At 44.1% G+C, this 20,594-nt stretch carries 15 protein-coding genes; 7 read left to right on the top strand and 8 right to left on the bottom strand.

Going from position 1 to position 20,594, the window contains the following annotated elements:
- Positions 1-3: 3 nt before the first annotated feature.
- Together P5683_RS05315 and P5683_RS05310 are read left to right on the top strand one after the other, a co-directional pair.
- Complete coding sequence (locus P5683_RS05315; RefSeq protein ID WP_006622083.1) at positions 4-345, top strand: hypothetical protein; 342 nt, start codon at positions 4-6, stop codon at positions 343-345.
- Between the two features lie 90 nt (positions 346-435).
- Complete coding sequence (locus P5683_RS05310; protein WP_006622082.1) at positions 436-837, top strand: hypothetical protein; 402 nt, start codon at positions 436-438, stop codon at positions 835-837.
- 129 nt (positions 838-966) lie between these two features.
- Here the strand turns inward: P5683_RS05310 and P5683_RS05305 are convergent, their stop codons facing one another.
- From P5683_RS05305 to P5683_RS05295, 3 genes are all read right to left on the bottom strand, one after another.
- The gene (locus tag P5683_RS05305) at positions 967-1,869 is read right to left on the bottom strand and encodes a DMT family transporter (protein WP_035758855.1); all 903 of its coding nucleotides are present in this window, start codon (positions 1,867-1,869) and stop codon (positions 967-969) included.
- Positions 1,866-3,212, bottom strand: a complete 1,347-nt coding sequence (locus tag P5683_RS05300; RefSeq protein ID WP_006668660.1) for a TldD/PmbA family protein — start codon at positions 3,210-3,212, stop codon at positions 1,866-1,868. The genes P5683_RS05305 and P5683_RS05300 overlap by 4 nt, the downstream gene beginning before the upstream one ends.
- A 123-nt stretch (positions 3,213-3,335) precedes the next feature.
- Positions 3,336-4,808 (bottom strand): TldD/PmbA family protein, encoded by a 1,473-nt coding sequence (locus P5683_RS05295; RefSeq protein WP_006668661.1) that lies wholly within the window; start codon positions 4,806-4,808, stop codon positions 3,336-3,338.
- Between the two features lie 272 nt (positions 4,809-5,080).
- On the opposite strand from P5683_RS05295, the gene clpS reads away from it, so the two are divergent.
- Complete coding sequence (gene clpS, locus P5683_RS05290; RefSeq protein WP_008054756.1) at positions 5,081-5,362, top strand: ATP-dependent Clp protease adapter ClpS; 282 nt, start codon at positions 5,081-5,083, stop codon at positions 5,360-5,362.
- Positions 5,363-5,409: 47 nt separating this feature from the next.
- Positions 5,410-6,273 (top strand): CPBP family intramembrane glutamic endopeptidase, encoded by an 864-nt coding sequence (locus P5683_RS05285; RefSeq protein ID WP_006622077.1) that lies wholly within the window; start codon positions 5,410-5,412, stop codon positions 6,271-6,273.
- Here P5683_RS05285 and P5683_RS05280 read toward each other — a convergent pair.
- Positions 6,245-6,478 (bottom strand): 2Fe-2S iron-sulfur cluster-binding protein, encoded by a 234-nt coding sequence (locus tag P5683_RS05280; RefSeq protein WP_006622076.1) that lies wholly within the window; start codon positions 6,476-6,478, stop codon positions 6,245-6,247. The genes P5683_RS05285 and P5683_RS05280 overlap by 29 nt on opposite strands.
- A 52-nt stretch (positions 6,479-6,530) precedes the next feature.
- Complete coding sequence (locus tag P5683_RS05275) at positions 6,531-6,947, bottom strand: secondary thiamine-phosphate synthase enzyme YjbQ (protein WP_006622075.1); 417 nt, start codon at positions 6,945-6,947, stop codon at positions 6,531-6,533.
- A 453-nt stretch (positions 6,948-7,400) separates the two neighbouring features.
- On the opposite strand from P5683_RS05275, the gene P5683_RS05270 reads away from it, so the two are divergent.
- Positions 7,401-10,301, top strand: a complete 2,901-nt coding sequence (locus P5683_RS05270) for a response regulator (RefSeq protein ID WP_273248215.1) — start codon at positions 7,401-7,403, stop codon at positions 10,299-10,301.
- Between the two features lie 420 nt (positions 10,302-10,721).
- On the opposite strand, the gene P5683_RS05265 is transcribed toward P5683_RS05270, so the two are convergent.
- Together P5683_RS05265 and P5683_RS05260 are read right to left on the bottom strand one after the other, a co-directional pair.
- Positions 10,722-12,128, bottom strand: coding sequence for a (Fe-S)-binding protein (locus tag P5683_RS05265; RefSeq protein ID WP_006622073.1), 1,407 nt, complete (start codon positions 12,126-12,128; stop codon positions 10,722-10,724).
- A 58-nt stretch (positions 12,129-12,186) separates the two neighbouring features.
- Entirely contained in the window at positions 12,187-13,512 is a 1,326-nt protein-coding gene (locus P5683_RS05260; protein ID WP_315640937.1) for an FAD-binding oxidoreductase, read from the bottom strand.
- Between the two features lie 626 nt (positions 13,513-14,138).
- On the opposite strand from P5683_RS05260, the gene P5683_RS05255 reads away from it, so the two are divergent.
- Complete coding sequence (locus P5683_RS05255) at positions 14,139-17,417, top strand: EAL domain-containing protein (protein WP_315641976.1); 3,279 nt, start codon at positions 14,139-14,141, stop codon at positions 17,415-17,417.
- A 107-nt stretch (positions 17,418-17,524) separates the two neighbouring features.
- On the top strand, positions 17,525-18,247 hold the full coding sequence (locus P5683_RS05250) for a DUF433 domain-containing protein (protein WP_006622065.1): 723 nt from the start codon (positions 17,525-17,527) through the stop codon (positions 18,245-18,247).
- A gap of 22 nt (positions 18,248-18,269) precedes the next feature.
- Here P5683_RS05250 and glmS read toward each other — a convergent pair whose 3' ends face one another.
- Entirely contained in the window at positions 18,270-20,201 is a 1,932-nt protein-coding gene (gene glmS, locus P5683_RS05245) for a glutamine--fructose-6-phosphate transaminase (isomerizing) (protein ID WP_046321686.1), read from the bottom strand.
- Between the last annotated feature and the right edge of the window lie 393 nt (positions 20,202-20,594).

The following is a 20,594-nucleotide window of genomic DNA, read 5'->3' as shown; positions in this document are numbered from 1 at the left end:
ATCATGGCTATCGATCCAATCAGTTGGACTATTATTGCTGTCACTATCCTTGGAGCAGTCAGTCCTTATTGGAATGAAATTAAAGCTTGGGCTAACCGTGCAGTGGCTCAAATACTAGATACCATCAACCAAGCTGTTGAAGTAGTTTCAGATGTAGCAATTTATTTGTTAAAGGAAAAAAATAGGTATTATAAACAGGCTGAAACTTATATTATGAACATTAACAATAAGGAGTATCGGTTTGAAATTGTCAAAGAAAGCATAGAATTGTCTGACATTCCCGAAGAGTTTCGACAACAGCTTGAAGAGAGAGCTAAAATAAAATTGATGACAGCAAAAACTTAATAAAAACATCTATGTACAGCCACCAAAAACATATCTGAATAATTTTGATTGCTTTAACTTACCGATTGAAAATCATAGGTCAATTAATCAATGCCAGAACCTCAAGAAACAGTCGCATATCAATGGCAGCGACTCGTCAATAATGTCAGAAATTTACCCAAGCGAATATCTCAAGCCATTCAAGGTACTCCAGAGACCGAAATATGGTCAAGTCTTGAAAATCAAACTTTAGATTTCGATTTGCTGGAGGATCACCTCAAAGAGATACACCGAATCGTTAAAAAGGATGGATCTGATATATTAGGAACCCGTTTAATTTTAGATGAACGGCAAAACTTAATCGAGATCAAAATATATAGTCGAAAAGGAGAAAAAAATGCTCTTTTTACTAACCATGTGAAAATCAACAGTATGAAAAATATTCCGCCGGATATTATGGAGGAAATACAAAGTAAAGGTCGCGTTGAATTAACTATTCATCTAATGATATAAGAGTGCCAGTTTATCTTTTTTTCTGCACCATCATAGCCAAAGTTTTGTCGCGTTTTTGCTGTCCTATTTACCATATTTTCATCGATGTAAACTCTCCCATTAATTTTTGAAAATCAGAACATTTATCAATTAAGCTAAAAATAACATCGCCACGCCGAAAATGGCGACTAATGCCCCTAAAAAGGCGCGGAAACTGATAGTTTCTCCCATGGCTATGGCGATCGGTAACACAAACAGCGGACTGGTAGAAGTGAGAGTTTGGGCAATTCCGGCGGCGGTAAATTTGAGGGCGGTTTGCTGTAACCAAATCCCCAAATAAGTGCCGAAAAATGTCGCCACAATAATGATTCCCAACACCCGGCGCGATCGCAAAGGTTTGACTAAGGCGAGGGGAGATAACCGCTGAATTGGTAGGGCTAAAAGCAGGACCGCCACACCGCCTAAAATTCTTAATAAGGTACTCCACAGGGGACTGATGCCGCTTTGGGTGAGTGCCAAATGGGATAAAATGGCTCCGGTGGACTGGGATAAGGCGGCAATGCTCCCAAACACTAAGCCGCGAGTTAATCTTAGGGGTATTCCGAGGGTTTCCGGCGCTTGTTCGGTAATTACCCAGGCGATACCTAACACGGTGATAAAGATGCCTCCCCACGCGGTGAGAGAGAGTCTTTCCCCCAAAAATATGAAGGCAATTAATGCGGTTAGGGGAGGGGCGAGGGTTTCTAGCAGCAAGGCGCGCCGAGGACCTAAACAATTGAGGGTGGTAAAAAAGGCGGTGTCTCCGATACCTATACCGATGATGCCGCTGAGGGGAAGCAAGCCGAATACCCAGGGGGAAAATTCGGGTAATTCACCCCCTGACTGGAAGGTGATGGTGAGCAATAATAGACCGATCGCAATTCCGCCTTTAATGAGGTTCAAACCCAGGGGCGGGATTTTGGTGCCGACATTAGCATAAATCACTGATGCGATCGCCCAAAATAACGCCGCCACTAGAGCCGAAATTTCCCCGGTAAATTGGGTCAATATCATCCTTCCCCGGTAATCGATAATCCTTCCACCCAAACCCGAGGAGAAACGCCGCCATCTGTGAGTTTAACTTCTGATTCCACACAGACAATAGACTTGAGTAGTTGTTTAATATCTCCAGCCACGGTAGCGGACTCAATACTAATGCGATCGCCTCCTTTAATCATCCAACCATCAAAGGGTAAAGAAAACGAGCCTTGTATAGATTGTACTCCCGAATGGAGGGCGTGCAACTCATCAATCCAGATCACATTATCAGCAGTATTAATGTTGTAGGATTCGCTATTTTCACCTGTCCCCGGAGCCACACAAAAGAAATTCGGACTCACCGACACTTTCGCCCCCATATTACCATTACCGGTAGGTTGAGCATTCAGGCGGCGGGCGGTAATGGAACTATGGAGAAAATGAGTTAATATACCCTCCTTAATTAGTGCCACTTCTCCCCTCGGTGTTCCCTCACTATCAAAGGTAGTCGCTGCGATATTTGTCGGGTGCAATTCGTAATCACTAACCGATAACATCGGAGAAGCGATCGCCGTCCCAATTGATTCCACCGTAGACAAACTCTGGCGATCCAAGACATTTTGGGCATTAAAAATATTAGAAAACCCCGCCAATATACTCAAAAAAGCCTCTGGGGAAAACATCACCAAATAGCGCCCAGATTTAATCTTTTCATAGTTCAAATGGCTGATAGTTTTCTGGGAAGTTTCCTGTAAGCATCCCTCAATATCCAACCCTTCCAAGCTACGACCCAAACGGTAAGCACCCGCACTGCGAGGCTTTTTACCATCTTCTTCAGTCTTGCTATATAGATAAATCGAGGCATAAGAAAGATGTTCTTGTCGTAAAGCCCCCTCGCTGTTCACATAAAACCGGACTAAATCCCGTTGTGACAACCCATTATAGGGAACCCCCACAATAGCAGGATGGCTATTTAATAACTTATTTTCCGCCTCCAGTAAAGTTTCTAACAGCGTATCCATAGGGGCTGCTTCCGCAGTGCGATCGCCCATGTCTTCTACCGGAGAAGTAGCCAAAGGACTAAAATCAGGTATATGTTCTTTCGCGCCAAAGCTACTAGCTTCCGATGCCGTTTGCAAAGCCAACTCCAAACCCTTGGGGGTCGTGTCATTAGTAGAAGTCACCCCCAGAGTGCCATCCTCATTCCAGACCCTCACCATAATACTAGAACGATTCGACGCTTTCACCTGTTTAGGAACCCCTTGATTAACCTGAGCGCTACTCGATTCTACCGTCGCACCAAACACATCAAACTTGCCGATTCCCAATTTACTCGCCGAATCTTTAACTTCACTAATCAAACTGTCAGTATTCATCATCTAATTAATCGCTGTTTTTTCTAATTACTGTTTCACCAAAGCAACTCAAATTCCCAGAACATTGTCGAACCGGGTTAAGGGAAGATCGAAAAATTGATCACACCCGCCACCCGACCCAGCAATTTATCTTCCTCCCACAGTAATACCATCAACCTTAATATGAGGTTGTCCGACCGTCACATAGACGCTACCGCTGACCGAACCGCAGAACCCCGCCGCCAGTCCGATATCCTGGGAAGACATAGAAATATTGTTCATAATTTCCGTAGCGTAACCGATTAAAGTTGCACCCTTGAGAGGCTTAGTAAGTTTACCATTTTCGATGAGATAAGCCTCTTCCACCGCAAAGTTAAACTTTCCGGTATCGCCGACACTACCGCCACCCATTTTTTTACAGTACAAACCGCGATCGACTGATGCAAATAGGTCATCAACAGAATACTCACCGGGCGCAATATAAGTATTACGCATCCGGCTGGCTGGTGAATAGGTGTAGTTTTGGCGGCGACCGCTTCCGGTTCTGGGATTTCCCGTGCGTCTTTCCCCAGCGCGATCGCACAGAAAATTTTTCAGGATACCATTTTCAATTAAGAGAGTACGCTGGGCAGGCATTCCCTCATCATCCATATCGATAGTGCCAAATGCCTGCTCCGACAGACCCTCATCCCAAGCCGTCAGATTTTCGTGGGCAATTTTCTCACCCTTCTTATCAGCAAAAGGAGTTGTTTTCGTTTCAATAGCGGTAGTTTCCAGTAAATGCCCACAGGCTTCGTGGAAAATCACCCCACCGAAGCGGTTAGCCATCACCACAGGATAATAGCCAGACTCGACATAATCCGCATAAAGCATTTTACCCGCAGATTCTGCCATATCTTCCGCATCAGTTTCATAGTCCCAAGTCCGCAACCAATCCGGGCGACTGGTACTACCGCCACGTTTACTGATAGAACAGCGATGTTCGCCATCTGCACTAATTATCGACGAAACCTGAGATTGAGTCAATCGCACATCCCGCGCAAAAGTGCCATCACTACAGGCTACCAGAACCTCTTGCCAATCTCGGAAATAGGACGAACGCCGAGATTGAACGTGGTTAGCCTTTTTGAGTAGTTGAGCGTTAGCTGCCAACAGGATATCGCCCATCTCTTGCATCGAACTACATTGAGCCAGCCAGCTTTCTTTGCCCTTAGAGGTCGCGTAATCCCGCAATAGTTCCAAATTGACCGAAGGAACAAATCCCACCGCTCCAGGAAGCTGTAAACCCATGATGGATAAGGCTTTTTCCAGGGCTGCACGCAAGCCGCTAAAGGATAAATCATTGGTACTCACATAACAATCTGCATTTCCCTTAAATACGCGAATACCCGCCCCTAAAGACAGACTTGGGGAAACCCCGGTAATGCCGTCATCTTCAGCCAAGCAACTGATCACATTATTGCGCTCTAGGAAAAATTCTACCAGGTCAGCCCCAGCAGCGCGTCCTAAGCCTAGGAGGGTAGACAGGGGCGCTTCCCAACTGTCATCAAAGCGGTCTAGTAGGGGGGAGTAGGTCAGGTTAGGGAGTTCTTTGGTTAGGAGTAATGTACTATTCTGCATAAATGATGGTTTCGGCTGATCACTGTATCCATCTTATTATTAACCATTCTAGTTGTATCTGGTGAGTTCGGACTTCTGGGTTGCACTCAATGGGAGACGCTTGTTAAGCTATTAGTTAGCAGCGCCTCGCCAAGTTATTGTCAATTTGATCAGGAATTGGGCTGAGTCTAGCCAGCCTTCAATAGCCTGATGGTCTGATTATGGCTTTGGTCTGCTTTGGTATCGATAAATTCCCCGATCACTGTAACTTTGTAAACGGAGGAGATGGTTCTGTGTCAACCCAAACCGTAGAAAAGACTTCCACAAATCGGAAGTTAGCACCACGCTATCGGGTTCTGCTCCATAATGATGACTATAACCCCATGGAGTATGTGGTACAAGTGCTGATGAGTACCGTTCCCGGCCTGACTCAACCCCAAGCTGTTAGTATTATGATGGAGGCTCACACTAATGGCTTGGCTTTGGTGATTACCTGCGCCCTCGAACACGCTGAGTTTTATTGTGAAACTTTAAAAAATCATGGCTTGACCAGTACCATAGAACCTGACGAGTAGTGGTAGACTGCTCTGATGGAAGATAATTTCAGCTATATTGCGATCGCTTGTTTAATCTCTCTCACCTAGTCCGCCGCCCTGTCCCGGTTCGGTTGGGGCTGTTTGTGGTTCTATTGCTGCTAATTTGGCTTCCCCTGGCTATTCCCATTTATTGGCTAGGGGGCGACCCCAATTTGGTGAGTATCATTACCCTAGTTTTGCTATATTGTCAGTTTTTGATTTTACTGCAATGGTGGGGAAAATCGGTTTATGGTCAGCCTCGTTATTTGCGGGTCTGTGGTCTGGAAATTAGTCGCCGCAGCGGTGAGGGTTTGTTAATTGGTTTAGGCTTGGGTTGGGTTGGGGTTCTGGGAATATTTGCGATCGCTACTGGGTTCGGCTGGCTCAAGTGGCAACCTTTCCCCGCCAATTTCCCTATAATTATCATTGAGAGTTTATTGGTATCTTTGGGGGTAGGATTTGCTGAGGAGTTGTTATTTAGAGGTTGGCTACTAGAAGAATTACGGCGGGACTATTCCCCCGTCAAATCTCTCTGGGTGAGTAGTGTTATATTCGCCCTACTCCACTTTATCAAACCTTGGGAAGAAATTGTGCGAACCTGGTTACAATTTCCGGGTTTATTGCTATTAGGGATAATTTTAGTTTGGGCAAAAGATGCCACCCGCACCCCTAATCATCCTCATGGTTCTTTGGCGTTAGCCATAGGCTTACACGGCGGTTTAGTTGGTGCTTATTATATCATAAATGTGGGAGAATTAACCATGAATTTAGGAAAAGTTCCCCCCTGGGTGACTGGCATTGATAGAAACCCCTTAGCCGGGTTATTGGGGTTACTGGGTTTAGGGGCGATCGCCATCATTATCCGACAGCTTAACCCCAGTGCTACCAAGCCGGATCAGAATACAGATTAATAGTCATTTTTTCCCTTCCGGCTGGTACAGAACTAATACAAGAGCAGATAATTTCTCCATCATCTAATTCCACCTCGCAGGCGTGACAGGAACCCATTAAACAGCCCGTCGGAATCGAAACTCCCGCGCGGTTAGCCACTTCTAATATAGGTTCTCCTGGTTCAGCTTCCACAGTCACATTATCCGGCAAAAATTCGATTTTCATAGTTAGTTAGTCTCCATGAGAATTTGCAAGTTGTTAATCAATCAAATTTGGACTAATTCCCCATAATATGAATTACCAGTTCTCGATAGGAGCCACGGCGGCGATGTTCCCAGAGATATAGTCCTTGCCAAGTTCCCAATACTAGCCGTCCTTGGGAGATGGGAATTTGCTCAGATGTATTAGTTAAAACACTACGAATATGGGCAGGCATATCGTCCGGTCCTTCCGCGCTGTGGATGTAGTAATCTCCTTCTGGCACTAATTTAGACAGGAAATTTTCCAGGTCTTCTAACACATCAGGATCAGCATTTTCTTGGATAATGAGACTAGCAGAAGTATGGCGGATAAATACCGTACAAATACCCGTTTGGATCTGAGATGTTTCTACAGCTTCCTGAATATAACGGGTAATTTTAGCCAAAGATTTCCCCTGGGTCTTAATTTTCAGAAAGTGTTGATACTGATTCATACAACCATCTCCATATTGACATCATCTCCGGTTTAAAGGCGCGGCGATTCCTAATAGGGGCGGGTTTATACGCGCGACTATTTCCAGCAGGTTATTGGTGAACCCCTCCCGTACAATTCAGGGACGGACAAATCGAGCTTTCCACCTCCGAAGCCGCAGCACGAAAGCAAGTTTAGCTAAAGGTCCCCCGGTGGAAAACTGGAATTTCCGCGTTAATTTCCGCCGGGAGGCTGGGGAGACGATCTAGTGTGTCCCACTTTACCCCCGATTATGTTAATCTTGAACTTATGTTACAGCCTATACCTAGATTATATTGTGGCATCACTATCAATCAGCCTAAAAGGTGGGTCAGAAGGGAATTATCGGGTTATTATCGGCATTTACCGCCTCTGAGCCACCCTAAAGAGCCACCTATTATGGATCAACCCTAACCGCTAAAGAGTGCGTCAGTCAATGTTTCTCCCAACTCCACCCAACTCCGATCCGTTAGTCCTTACCCTTGGTATTAGCGCCATGATTAGTATGGTCGCCAGTTTGACCTTAGTTAGATGGCGAAAACCCGCCAGCGCGGAAATAATAGACACTATCAAGCGATCGCAGTCTTTCCTACAGCAGATGGGTTGTATTGTGATTGTACTATCTTTAGAAGGCAAGATTGTCGAGTGGAATCATGCCGCCGAGGAAATTTCCGGCTATCGACGGGAGGAAGTGATAGATCGCAATTATTGGATGCTATGTCTACCAGAATCAGTCCGTGATGGGGTGAAATTCCGTTATCTGCAAGCGATCGCCACTCAACAGCAAGTTCATGTACATCATATCCTATTGGGTAGTGACGGACGACAACAGCAAGTTAATTTCCAAATAGTTCCTTGGCGTAATTATTGCGGAGAAATTCTAGGTGCGATCGTCACCGGGGAACCCGTAGCTTGTAGTCCCGACGGTTCATGTGAACAAGAATTAGAATGTGAACGACTACAACAACTGATATCCTACCTTCCCCTACCCATCGCCATGTTTGATACAGAAATGCGATACCTGGCTTATTCAGAGGGATGGATTCAGCATTTAAAGCCGCAGATATACTCATTAATCGGTTTAAATCATTATGATGTATTTCCTAACGTAAAAAATGACTGGAAGTTAGCCCATAAAAAAGCCTTGCGCGGCGAAAAAGTGTCGGCTTTAGAGGATTCCTGGATTCGTGAGGATGGTTCTCTGATTTATCATGGTTGGACTGTGGGACCTTGGTATCGTAATTCTGGAGAAGTTGGGGGAGTAATTCTAGTCATTATTCCCTTAAATAATCTAGTCGAAACTCGCAACGCTGCTTTAGATGCCGTTCAATTCAAGTCTCGATTTTTAGCGCAAATGAGTCATGAAATTCGCACCCCCATGAGTGGAGTTTTGGGGATGGTTGAATTGTTAATGCAAACTCATCTCACACCCCAACAAAAAGATTACACCCAAACCATTTATCGCAGCGCTAAACATCTATTAACTGTAATTAACGAAATTCTGGATTTATCCAAACTAGAAGCCGGAGAAACTCACCTAGAATCCCATGACTTTGATTTACAAGATTGCCTAGAAACCGTAGTGGATCTGTTGGCGGTTAAAGCTGAGGATAAACAACTAGAACTAATTATTTTGTTAGAACCGAATCTTCCCCGATATTTAAAGGGTGATGGGATGCGTTTACAGCAGGTTCTAATTAACTTAGTCAATAATGCTATTAAATTTACCAAATCCGGTCATATTATTATCAGAGTGACTCCCAGAGTAATTAGTCAAGATCACATTAATATTTACTTTGCCATAGAAGATACAGGAATGGGGATTTCTGATGAACTTCAACCCCAATTATTTCAGCCTTTTTCCCCTGCTAGTTCCGCCACTAATCGTCAATATGGTGGCACGGGATTAGGTTTATCAATCTGTCAGCACTTAGTGAATTTAATGGGGGGTGAAATTGGGGTTAAGAGCCAAGAAGAAGAAGGCTCTATTTTCTGGTTTAACGCCACTTTTTTACCATCGGAATTATCGGAAACTTCTGCCCCCAAAGAATTGAAAAATATGAGTTTATTGGTAGTTGAAAATAGTAGTTTAGTCAGGCATTCAGTTAGCTGCATAACTCAGCCATGGGGAATACAAGTAGAGACAGCAGATACCTCTAAAATTGCCTTAGATAAATGGCATCATCAACAGGCTAAAGGTTCCCCGTATAATCTGATTCTCATGGATTTAGAGTTACTAGACCGCCATGGTGCTAAATTACTAGGACAGCTTTATAAAACCTCTAGTGATTCGCCAACTCAGCTAATTTTAATGAGTAGTATTAGTCAGCGAAATCGCGCCGAACAGGTGTTAAATTTAGGGGATTTTGTATATTTAGTCAAGCCGATCGCCCCCCTGCGATTACTGCGAAGTTTTGCCAAAGCCCTGGAACTTGATATCCCTAATTTAGACCATCACCTTGATAAGTCTTGGGATGATGTATTGATGGGATCGTCCTTTCCCGAAACTCCCAAACCACCATGTTGTCATCTCTCCCAAACTAACGATAAACTCAGGGCTTCTATACCTCTAAAAATTCTCCTAGCTGAGGATGACTTAGTTAATCAGGAAGTGGTTTTAACTCAACTGCAACAATTGGGTTATGTCGCTGATGCTGTGTCGGACGGAGAAGCGGTTTTACAACATTTAGAAACACAGCATTATGATTTAATCTTAATGGATTGTCAGATGCCTATTTTAGATGGTTATGAAACTACAGCCAGAATTCGCGGTAGCCAAAACTCCCAACGACCTCCTATCATTATCGCTTTAACTGCTAGTGTAATGCCTTCCGATCGCGATCGCTGTCTACAAGTGGGAATGGATGACTACATCACTAAACCTATTGATTTACAGGCTTTAGTCAACGTGATTAATCGTTGGGTTCCGGTTTGTCTGGAAACCCAAAATCCAACACCCACCACAGCCAATCATCAGCCACCTTTAGATAGTCCGGTTGATTGTCCGGTTGATAGCGATCGCCTCAATAAGTTATTTAAGGGAAAAACCGAGTATAAGTATCGTCTGTTAACCACCTTTATCCATCAAGCACAACAACGAATTGAGACTCTCAATAAAGCGATTAATACCTCGAATTTTGCCGAAATCAAACAGCAAGCACACGCCTTGAAAGGGTCTAGCGCCAATGCTGGTATCTTCCACATTCCCGCCATCTCTCAGGAGTTAGAAAACCTCGCCGCCCAACAAAACCTGGAAGCTATCCCACCCCTAGTCAAACAGCTTCAGCATCACCTGGACTTGGTGAAAGACTTTGTGGAAATGATGAAAAATCCATAAGCGATCGTCTTCTGCGTCCCACCTGATAATTAACAATTGTAGGGGCGGGTTCTGCTGTCAATTCAATTCCCCACCCGGCTCTAAATAAACCCGCCCCACCCGGTCATTAATTATTAATTATTAATTATTAATTATTAATTATTAATTATTAATTATTAATTGTAGGGGCGGGTTCTGCTGTCAATTCAATTCCCCACCCGGCTCTAAATAAACCCGCCCCACCCGGTCATTAATTATTAATTATTAATTATTAATTATTAATTGTAGGGGCGGGTTCCGCTGTCAATTCAATTCCCCACCCGGCTCTGAATAAACCCGCCCCACCCGGTCATTAATTATTCATTATTAATTATTAATTATTAATTGTAGGGAGGGACTGACGCACCTGTGTTAATTAGCTTTTGCTAATCTCAGGGAGAATTAAATTTTCACCCCCCGAATAGAATCATCTAATAACTCCATAGGATGCTTGAGAGTAACCCGCTTTCCTTGTAATTCCAGATGCTTCTTAATTTGCAAAGAACACCCTGGGTTAGCCGAAGCAATTACAGTCGCCCCAGTATTGAGCAGATTTTGTACCTTTTGCTGTCCCAACTCATCCGCCACTTCTGGCTGTAACATATTATAAACCCCGGCGCTACCACAACACAAAGCCGCATCGACAGGTTCTCGCAATTTCACCCCAGGAATTTTGGTTAATAACTCCCTCGGTTGACTGCTAATTTTTTGTCCGTGTAACAGGTGACAAGCATCCTGATATACAATAGTTAAATCCTCCCCTTCCACCAAAGGAGATAAGTGCGCCGTTAACCCCACTTCCGCTAAAAACTCCTGTACATCGCGGACTTTACCTGCAAATTCTTTCGCCTTGTCTCGATATTCGGGATCATCCCTCATAATGTGACCATATTCTTTTAAAGTATGACCACAACCGGCGGCATTAATAATAATAGCATCAACCCCAGTGTCGGCAAAACTATCAATCATTTGTTTAATCAAAACATGGGATTGTTCCGTTTGTCCTTGGTGTTCAGGAAGTGCGGCACAACAGCCTTGAGATTTAGGGATAATCACCTCGCAACCATTAGCCGTTAATACCCTAGCGGTGGCTTCATTTACCGGAGAGAAAAATAGCCTTTGTACACAACCTAAAATCATCCCGACTCGATAGCGTTTTTCCCCTTGTGCGGGAATTACTGTCGGTAAATTGTCCTGAAAAGCACTAGAGTTAATTTCCGGCAAAATTGATTCCATCGCCGCCAGTCTGGGGGAGATTTTGGGCAATAATCCGGTAGACCGCACTAGGTTTTTAATCCCCAATTTTTGATATAAATACAGGGGAACTAACAGAGGACGCAGACGGTCGGGATAGGGAAATAAGCTGAAAATCAATGTGCGAATTAAGCGATCGCCTAAATTTCGGGGAACATTTCTTTCCACCTGGGGACGGGTGGCGGCGATGAGACGGTCATATTGAACCCCAGAAGGACAGGTGGTCACGCAGGCTAAACAACCTAAGCAACTATCAAAATGTTCGCTGGTGGCTTTAGCAAGGGGTGCTTCTCCCTTATTAATAGCATCCATCAGGTAAATTCTACCCCTGGGGGAGTCCATTTCTTTACCTATTACCCGATAACTAGGACAGGTGGCTAAACAAAACCCACAATGAACACAGGTATTAATTAAGTCTGGCGGCGGCGGATTATTCTTGTCAAATCCGGGAAAATTTGCCGAGGGTTCTAGGTGGGGGTTTTGGTCTAAAAAGTTGCTTTCTTTCGCGGGAATTTGATTTAAATTAGCCTCGGAAGACTTATCAAAAGTTTGCATCTTATAAATGGTATGAATGATTAAACTACGGAGTGAATTAGCCTAAACAATCCAGAAGTTAAAGACCAGCAAGAAATCGCTGATGATTCAGAAGATTTTGGGGGTCAAATTGCTGCTTAATCTTAGCCATGAGGTCTAAGGCGTTTCCCCGGTATCCCCAAACTTCTATTTGTTGTTTAATGGTTAATGGTGCTTCTAAAACCGACAGGAAACTACCTTGATTATTACACAACTGCCGCAGATTTTGCAACGGCTCTGGTTGAGTCTCATCAAATCGCATTAATCCCAAACCACTGCTACCATGAATGACGGCGGGAGTTTGACATTTCGCCAAAGTGGTGGCTGCGTCCGTGGGAGTGATACCGACTTTACAAATAATGCGATCGCCTTGGGAACCTTGCCAAATTTGCTGTTTTAATTGCTGCCAAAAATCCCCGTCATTTTCCCGAATTATAGTTGAGTTTAAATTGAGTTGATTACCGACTTCTACCAGGCGATCGCCTTGTAGTTCCACACTTTCCCGGATACTTTGAAATCTGACAGCCAAACCCATGGATTTTTCCCCAGAGAGGCGAGCCACTAATTCCGGGGAAATCAAATCCATAGCCACCGGAGTCAAAGCCGAGGCTAAGATAGTTGCAAAACAGGTAGCGATCGCATCTGAATCTCCTGTTAACAGGACCGTATGGGATGCTTCTAAACAGGGATATAAACGCAGGGTAACTTGAGTAATAATGCCCAAAGTTCCGTAGGAACCCGTTAGCAACTTCATCAAGTCATAACCCGCGACATTTTTAACTACCCGACCCCCAGCTTTAGCAATTTTACCATCAGACCGGACAAAAGAAATTCCCAGCAGCATATCGCGGATACCTCGATATCGATGACGCAGAGAACCACTATCTCCAGTAGCAATAATTCCGCCAATAGTAGCATCATCCTGATAGCAGGGGTCAAAGCCTAGGAACTGTCCTTGTTTAGCCAAAATTTGCTGAAGTTCCCGATATTGCATACCAGCTTCTACCGTTACAGTCAGGTCTCCCACCGCGTGTTCAACTAAGCGGTTGATTTTCTGGGTACTAATAGCAATAGAGGGGTTTTTCACCGGGTTTCCCCAGGTAATTTTGCTACCTTTCCCAAAGGGTAAAATTCCTAACTGGTGCCGTGCCGCATAGGTGGTTATTGCAGCTAGTTCCTCCTGAGTGGGGGGATACAGAACGCATTGGATAGCTGAACCTGGGGCGATCGCTGCTTCCAGGTTAGCACGGACAGATTGATCCAGGTCGTCCCAAGTACATAGGTTACTGTTGGCGGCGACGGTGGCTATTTCCTCTAAGTTCAGAGGTTTTGATGTCTGGGATAATTCCTGACTAGCTATAGACATCGCACAGATTGAGTGATTTTACACTTCACTATAGCAGTTTTGCGAAAATCTGCCCCCCTACCTCTTCGACAATAGATAATGGATCTAGCGACGGGTTCCACTGTCAATTACATCTGGCCACGACGGTTTTTCTGGACCCGCCCTAAACCCACCAAACAATCAATCATTGATAATACTGGCGGCGCGGGTTTACCATGACTAGGACCAGGCTATCACCGACCCTACCAACTCTACGGACTCTACCGACGGGGGAGCGATCGCCTTTACCGGATATATGAATAAATATTAAGCATCGTTAAATTTTTATTAAATTTTTGCGGTAGCCAAAGCATCAATTAGCCTTTAGATAGTCGATTTCCAGGAAATTATAACTGTTATCAAAATAGGATAAGATGGATCTGAATACTATGTCAGGTCTACTGATTTTGGGGCAATATCTGGCCATCCGACCAGATAGGTATTTTCTGTGAGTAGATAGGGATCACCGATTATTCAAGCCAAACTTAGGGAAATCAGTATTACTGCTAGGGGTTAATAAGTAGATATCGGGAGGTATATCATAATGATAAATTGTCGATTTTATGCAGGATTGAAGATGACATAAAATTAGCTATAATTATGAAGTTATGAAAATATCAATTCCGCAGCCTAGACGTTATGCGATCGCTTCACTACCATTGGGGGTGAGTTTAGTAGAACCCCTACACCAACTGATTGTTAACCATCAAGAATGGATGGTAATGCAGTTACTACAGTGTTTCGGTCAGACTACCCAACCTTCCATTATAACTCACTTACGGTCAGTGCAGGGTTTAACTTCCCGCATTTCCCTGCTATTAATTGAGATGACTGCAGATCTCACCCCAGGATATCTAGTTTCTGACATGGAGGAACATTTACAGACCCTGGGGGGAATAAGTGCGATCGCTATTTCGGCGGAAACCCAGACCGATATCTCCGCTGCGGAAATGGTGGAAACTCTCCAACAATATAGACAATGCTATTTAAATCTGATTAAGTTAGGAGAATTTAGCAGTGAACAGGAACACCTATTCTCCCAAGTAGTCGGGGATTTATTTACCGCTATTGAGAGGCAATTTTTTGCCCAAGAAAAACAGCGTCAATATCAGACGATTATTGACCAATATCTTCATGAGCATATCGACGATAGTATTAATCATATTAAAGCCAGCCAAATGGAGAGAATTTTAAATGCCATTAATCTCCCCATATTCATACTTAATCAAGAATATCAAATTATTTTCGCGAATAGGAAAGCCCAGGAAACCTTAGTAGTAAATTCTCAAATACCCCGAGAAATTTACACCTGGCTAAGAGAGCGATCGCCCCAAATCGCGGACACTAATATCTCAGAAATAGTCGCAGAAATTCCGATTACAAAAGATAATATAACCGAATGGTTTTGCCTGAGACTCTACCCAATTGATAGTCAAGATGGGTCGGATTTCAGAGCGATCGCCATCTGTGAAGATATCACCGATTCCAAGCTGAAAGCCCAACGCCAGCAGCTACAGCAGCAGCACCTAGCCCAAGTGCAAGCCCTGACCAAAACGGGGAGTTGGTGTTTAAATATGAACACGGGAGAAATGATTGTATCAGAGCAATTATATCATATTTTAGGATTAACTCCCCAGCCGACATCCATAAATTTTGAGCAATTGTTGAATCAGATCCATGTCGAGGATCTATATGGTTGGGTGCAAAACTATACGACATCGTTATTTATGAAACAAAATTACAGCCTGAACTATCGAATTATACAACCAGATAGTTCCATGCACTGGGTCAGCCAAGAATCGACCCCAGTAAGCGATCGCCATGGTCAAGTCACCCATATAATCAGCACCATAAAAGCGATCGAGAATCAGGAAATCATTAACTCTTCCATCACAGCCGAAGCCGCGTTAAGGGAAAGCGAAGCACGTCTGAGAACCATTATCAGCACCAGTACCAACGGTTTAGTAGTAGTCAACCGTGAAGGACGCGCCCTATTCATTAACCCCGCCGCCGAGGCTTTATTCGGTCGCCCAGCCAGCCAACTGGAAGGGGAACTGATAGGTATTCCCCTAGTCACCAAAGAATCAACCGAATTAGAAATTTTGAGACAGGATGGACAGCTAAAAATCGTCCGTATGCGAGTAGTAGAAATTTCTTGGGAACAGGAAACAGCCTATCTAGCATCCTTAACAGATATTACCGACTTCAAAAAAACCGAAGATCAGCTGAAAATGTTTTCCCGCGCTTGCGATCAAAGTCCGGTCTCTATTGTGATTACCGACTCCGAGGGAGATATTCAGTATGTGAACCCGAAATTTGAAGAAATCACCGGATATAAAGCAGCAGAGGTAATCGGTCAAAATCCTCGCCTCCTGAAATCTGGCTACACCACAGAACCAGAATATGATGTGTTATGGAGACAGATTACATCAGGGAAACAGTGGTCTGGGGAGTTTCACAATAAGAAAAAAAACGGAGAACTCTTCTGGGAACACGCTTCTATATGTCCGATGCGAGATGAGGAAGGTTATATTACCCACTTTATCGCAGTTAAAGAAGATATTACTCAACAGAAACATAATGAGGAAATTTTAGCCCATCAAGCGAACTATGATGCTCTCACGGATCTGCCGAACCGAACCTTAATTTTTGAGAGATTACGACAAGCAATTATCCAGGCTCAAGCTAATCATAGTAACGTCGCGGTGATGTTTATTGACCTAGACCACTTTAAAAATATTAACGATACCCTAGGTCATGAATTAGGAGATTTTTTGCTAAAAGAAGCCGGTATGAGATTGATAGGATGTCTCCGCCAAACTGATACAGTAGGGCGACTTGGTGGTGATGAGTTTTTAGTGATTATCCCCAACTTAGATGACATAGTACAGGCTGAGTATATGGCTACTCAGGTCTTAGATGTATTGGGTGAACCCTTTAATCTGGGCGGTGAAGAAGCATTTATATCAGCCAGTATTGGCATTGCTAGTTATCCGAAAGATGGCAATAATGCCAGTACATTGGTGAGAAATGCAGATACGGCTATGTATTCAGCCAAGCAGGAAGGCCGTAATGTTTTGGCATTTTTTACTCAAAATATGAATGATGAGGCTCAAAGTCGGATTATCATTGAAAATCACCTTCGTCATGCCATAAGCAGAAATGAACTATCTGTGGTGTATCAGCCTTTTATTCATCTGAATACCTCTCAAATTGTTGGGGCTGAGGCTTTGATGCGTTGGTATAATCCCGAACTAGGAAATATTAGACCTGACCAGTTTATTGCTATTGCTGAAGAAAGTCGGTTAATTATAGATTTGGGAGAGTGGATGTTATCACAAGCCTGTCAAGAGGTGGCTAGTTGGCATCAACAGGGAAACAATGGGTTATGGGTGGCGGTGAATATTTCTCCCCGTCAGTTACGAACCCCTAACCTGGTTAATGTGATTATAGAGGCGATCGCTAATAATGGTCTGAGTAGTGATTGCTTAGAGTTAGAAATAACCGAACGTTCCCTGGTGGAAGAAGTTCCGGGAGTGCAAAGTTTAATTAAACAACTGAATCACCTCAAAATCCGTTTGGCGATCGATGATTTTGGCACAGGTTATTCCTCCCTTAGTTATCTAAAGCGATTTCCTTTTAGTGTCTTGAAAATTGATAAATCATTTATTTCGGATCTTCCCGATGATCAAGATGCGATCGCTCTAGTCAAAACCATGATTACTATGGCTCATGGGTTAGGCTTAGTCGTGGTAGCAGAAGGCATTGAAACCACCGCCCAACTCGACTTTCTCTGTAATCAAGGATGTGATTACGGTCAGGGATATCTATTTAGTAAACCTCTACCACCCGCCCAATTTAGGGCTTATCTGCAACAGAAAAGTTAACCCCAACCGGTTACACTCCCCTACCTCACCTATTCGCTATAATCTCAAAATATCGTGATTCTAACCAAGCCTACTATTTTTGCTAATCCGCAATATACCCACAACCGATGGTTAAAACATCATCCCTGCTAACTCAACAAAATCTCTATCATGTTCCTATTTACACGATAGCCGATACTGCCCGCTATCTTCATATCCCCCTACCTACCCTCAAAACATGGGTAAATGGACGCAGCTACCCCACCCAAAAAGGAGATCAAGACTTCTTACCCCTCATCCAACGCCCTCAACCGAATATTCCCCAACTCTCCTTTACCAACCTAGTTGAAGCTCACGTCCTCAGAGTCATTCGCACCGTTCATAACGTCCCCCTTCGTCAAGTTAGACTCGCCCTCGACTACATAAGCGAACAATTTAAAACAGAACATCCCCTTGTTCAAAAACAATTTAGCACCGATGGGGTTGACATTTTTATCGAACAATTTGAACGGCTAATTAATGCCTCCCGTTCAGGACAATTAGCCATGAAACAGGTCTTAAATAATCTGTTAACTCGCATAGAATGGGATGAACAAGACATCGCCTCCAGACTCTTCCCTATCATCAACGATCATAGCCACAACTTCCGGGATAAAGTCTTAATCATAGATCCTAATATTTCCTTTGGTAAACCTACCATCACCGGAACAGGCATTCCCACCAAAATTGTCACTCAACTTTTTGATGCCGGGGACTCTATCGAGGATATTGCTGATGATTATAACTGCCAACCCTGGCAAATTCAACAAGCCATTTTATTTGAATCTAACTCACAGGCTGCTATCGGTTAATTTTACCATAAATCGTTATCTATTATTCCACTGTCACCGACTTAGCGAGGTTGCGAGGTTGGTCTACATCTAAGCCCCGTCGTGCCGCTATGTGGTAAGCTAACAATTGCAGGGGAATAACTGTGAGAATGGGTGATAATAACTCATCCACTTCCGGGACTGATAATAAATCATCAAAAATCTCGGCTGACTCGCCGCTGGTTTTGGGTGTCACTCCAATTAATCTAGCATCCCTGGCTTTAGCTTCCTGAGCATTAGAAATCACCTTTTCATAAACCATACCAGGCATTGCGATCGCCACTACCGGAACCTTATCATCCAACAGGGCGATCGGACCGTGTTTCATCTCTCCCGCCGGATATCCTTCCGCGTGAATGTAGCTAATTTCCTTGAGTTTTAAAGCACCCTCCAAAGCGATGGGAAAATTAATTCCCCGACCCAAGAAAATAAAATCCTGAGTATCACTAAAATCATGGGAAAGTTCCCCAATATCCTGTTCATGACTGCTCAGAATCAACTCAATTTGAGAAGGAATTTGTCGCAAACCCTTAATAATTTCCTCAAGGCGAGATACCGATATAGTCTGCCGTCGCCAAGCCAAATCCAAAGCCAACAAATAAAAGGCTATCAATTGAGCCAAAAAAGTCTTAGTAGCCGCCACCCCAATTTCAATACCCGCCCTAGTATCAATCAAATGTGGAACCATTTGCCCCAAAGAACTTTCCGGGCGATTAGTAATCCCTAATAAACGGGGAGCAAACGCCGCCCCAGCATTAATTCTGCGTTGCTGTTCCATAGCCAACGCCGCCAAAGTATCAGCAGTTTCTCCCGACTGAGTAACCCCAATAGTCATCGTATTAGGTCGCAGTGGAATCGGGGAATAACGAGCCTCGGAAGCATATTGAACTGTTGTTGGTAAATCCGCCAACTGTTCTAATAGATATTTCCCCACCAAACTGGCGTGCCAACTGGTACCACAAGCCAATATTTGCACCTGTTCCACACCCTCACATAAAGCATTAGGGAGGTTCAAATTAATCGGAGATAAACTCTTATTAACAGTCGCAGATTTGGAAGTTTTGCTAGTTTCTGGAACCTGCCAATCATCATGAATATAGGCATTGAGACAGTCTCGCACGACCCCTGGTTGTTCGTGAATTTCTTTGAGCATAAAATGCTTAAAGACTTGCTTTTCTACCAGAGTCGGACTCCAGTTGAGAATACGGGGCTTTTTATTAAGACGTTCCCCGTCAAAACTGTAAACCTCAACCCCCAAAGGAGTCAACCGAGCCATTTCGCCGTTATCTAAACTGACAACAGCTTGGGTATAGGGAACTAAAGCGGGAGTATCAGAAGCGCAGAAAAATTCCCCTTGTCCTAAGCCAATAGAAAGGGGTGCTTGTTGGCGGGCAACAATTAACTCATTGGGATAGTCTGCACATAAAACAGCGATCGCAAAAGCCCCATCCAAACGCTTAACCGCGAGACGCACCGCCTCAAAAAAAACCGAAGGGGAACCCGGTTCCGGCTTAGATAGATGTGATAAAAACTCAGAAATCAGATGAGGAATTACCTCCGTATCGGTATCAGATTTAAACTCATATCCCTTTCCCTTCAACTCTTCCCGCAGTTCCCGATAATTTTCAATAATGCCATTTTGAACCACCGCCACCCGTCCATAGGGGTCCAATTGTGGGTGAGCGTTATATTCTTCTGGTTTCCCATGGGTAGCCCAGCGGGTGTGACCAATACCAATTTGGGCTGGCATTTCCACCTGGCTTAACTTATCGCGTAGATTATAGAGTTTACCCTTAGCCCGAAGATAATTAATTTGACCTTCCCAGACCGTAGCGAGTCCAGCCGAGTCATAACCCCGATACTCCAGTTTTTCCAGCCCAGACATGAGAACGTCTGTAGCGATTTGAGTGCCGATATAACCAACAATTCCACACATTAGTATTGGTAACTCCTCAAACTTAGATCATTGGGGTTCTGCGCGATTATACCATAATTGTAGTTGTAGGTTGGGTGAAGCGCAGCGAAACCCAACTTTACCCGATGTCGTGTTGCACCCAACCTACTCTCTGTTGGGTTGCACCCAACCTACCCCATGTTGGGTTGCACTACTCTCTGTTGGGTTGCACCCAACCTACCCTCTGTTGGGTTGCACCCAACCTACCCCATGTTGGGTTGCACCCAACCTACCCTCTGTTGGGTTGCACTACTCTCTGTTGGGTTGCACACAACCTACCCCTGTTGGGTTGCACCCAACCTACTCCTGTTGGGTTCACACAACCTACTCCTGTTGGGTTCACACAACCTACTCCTGTTGGGTTCACACAACCTA

The organism is Limnospira sp. PMC 1279.21, from assembly GCF_032349615.1.
Classification (GTDB): Bacteria; Cyanobacteriota; Cyanobacteriia; order Cyanobacteriales; family Microcoleaceae; genus Limnospira; species Limnospira fusiformis.
This window is presented reverse-complemented; position numbering and strand designations above follow the sequence as displayed.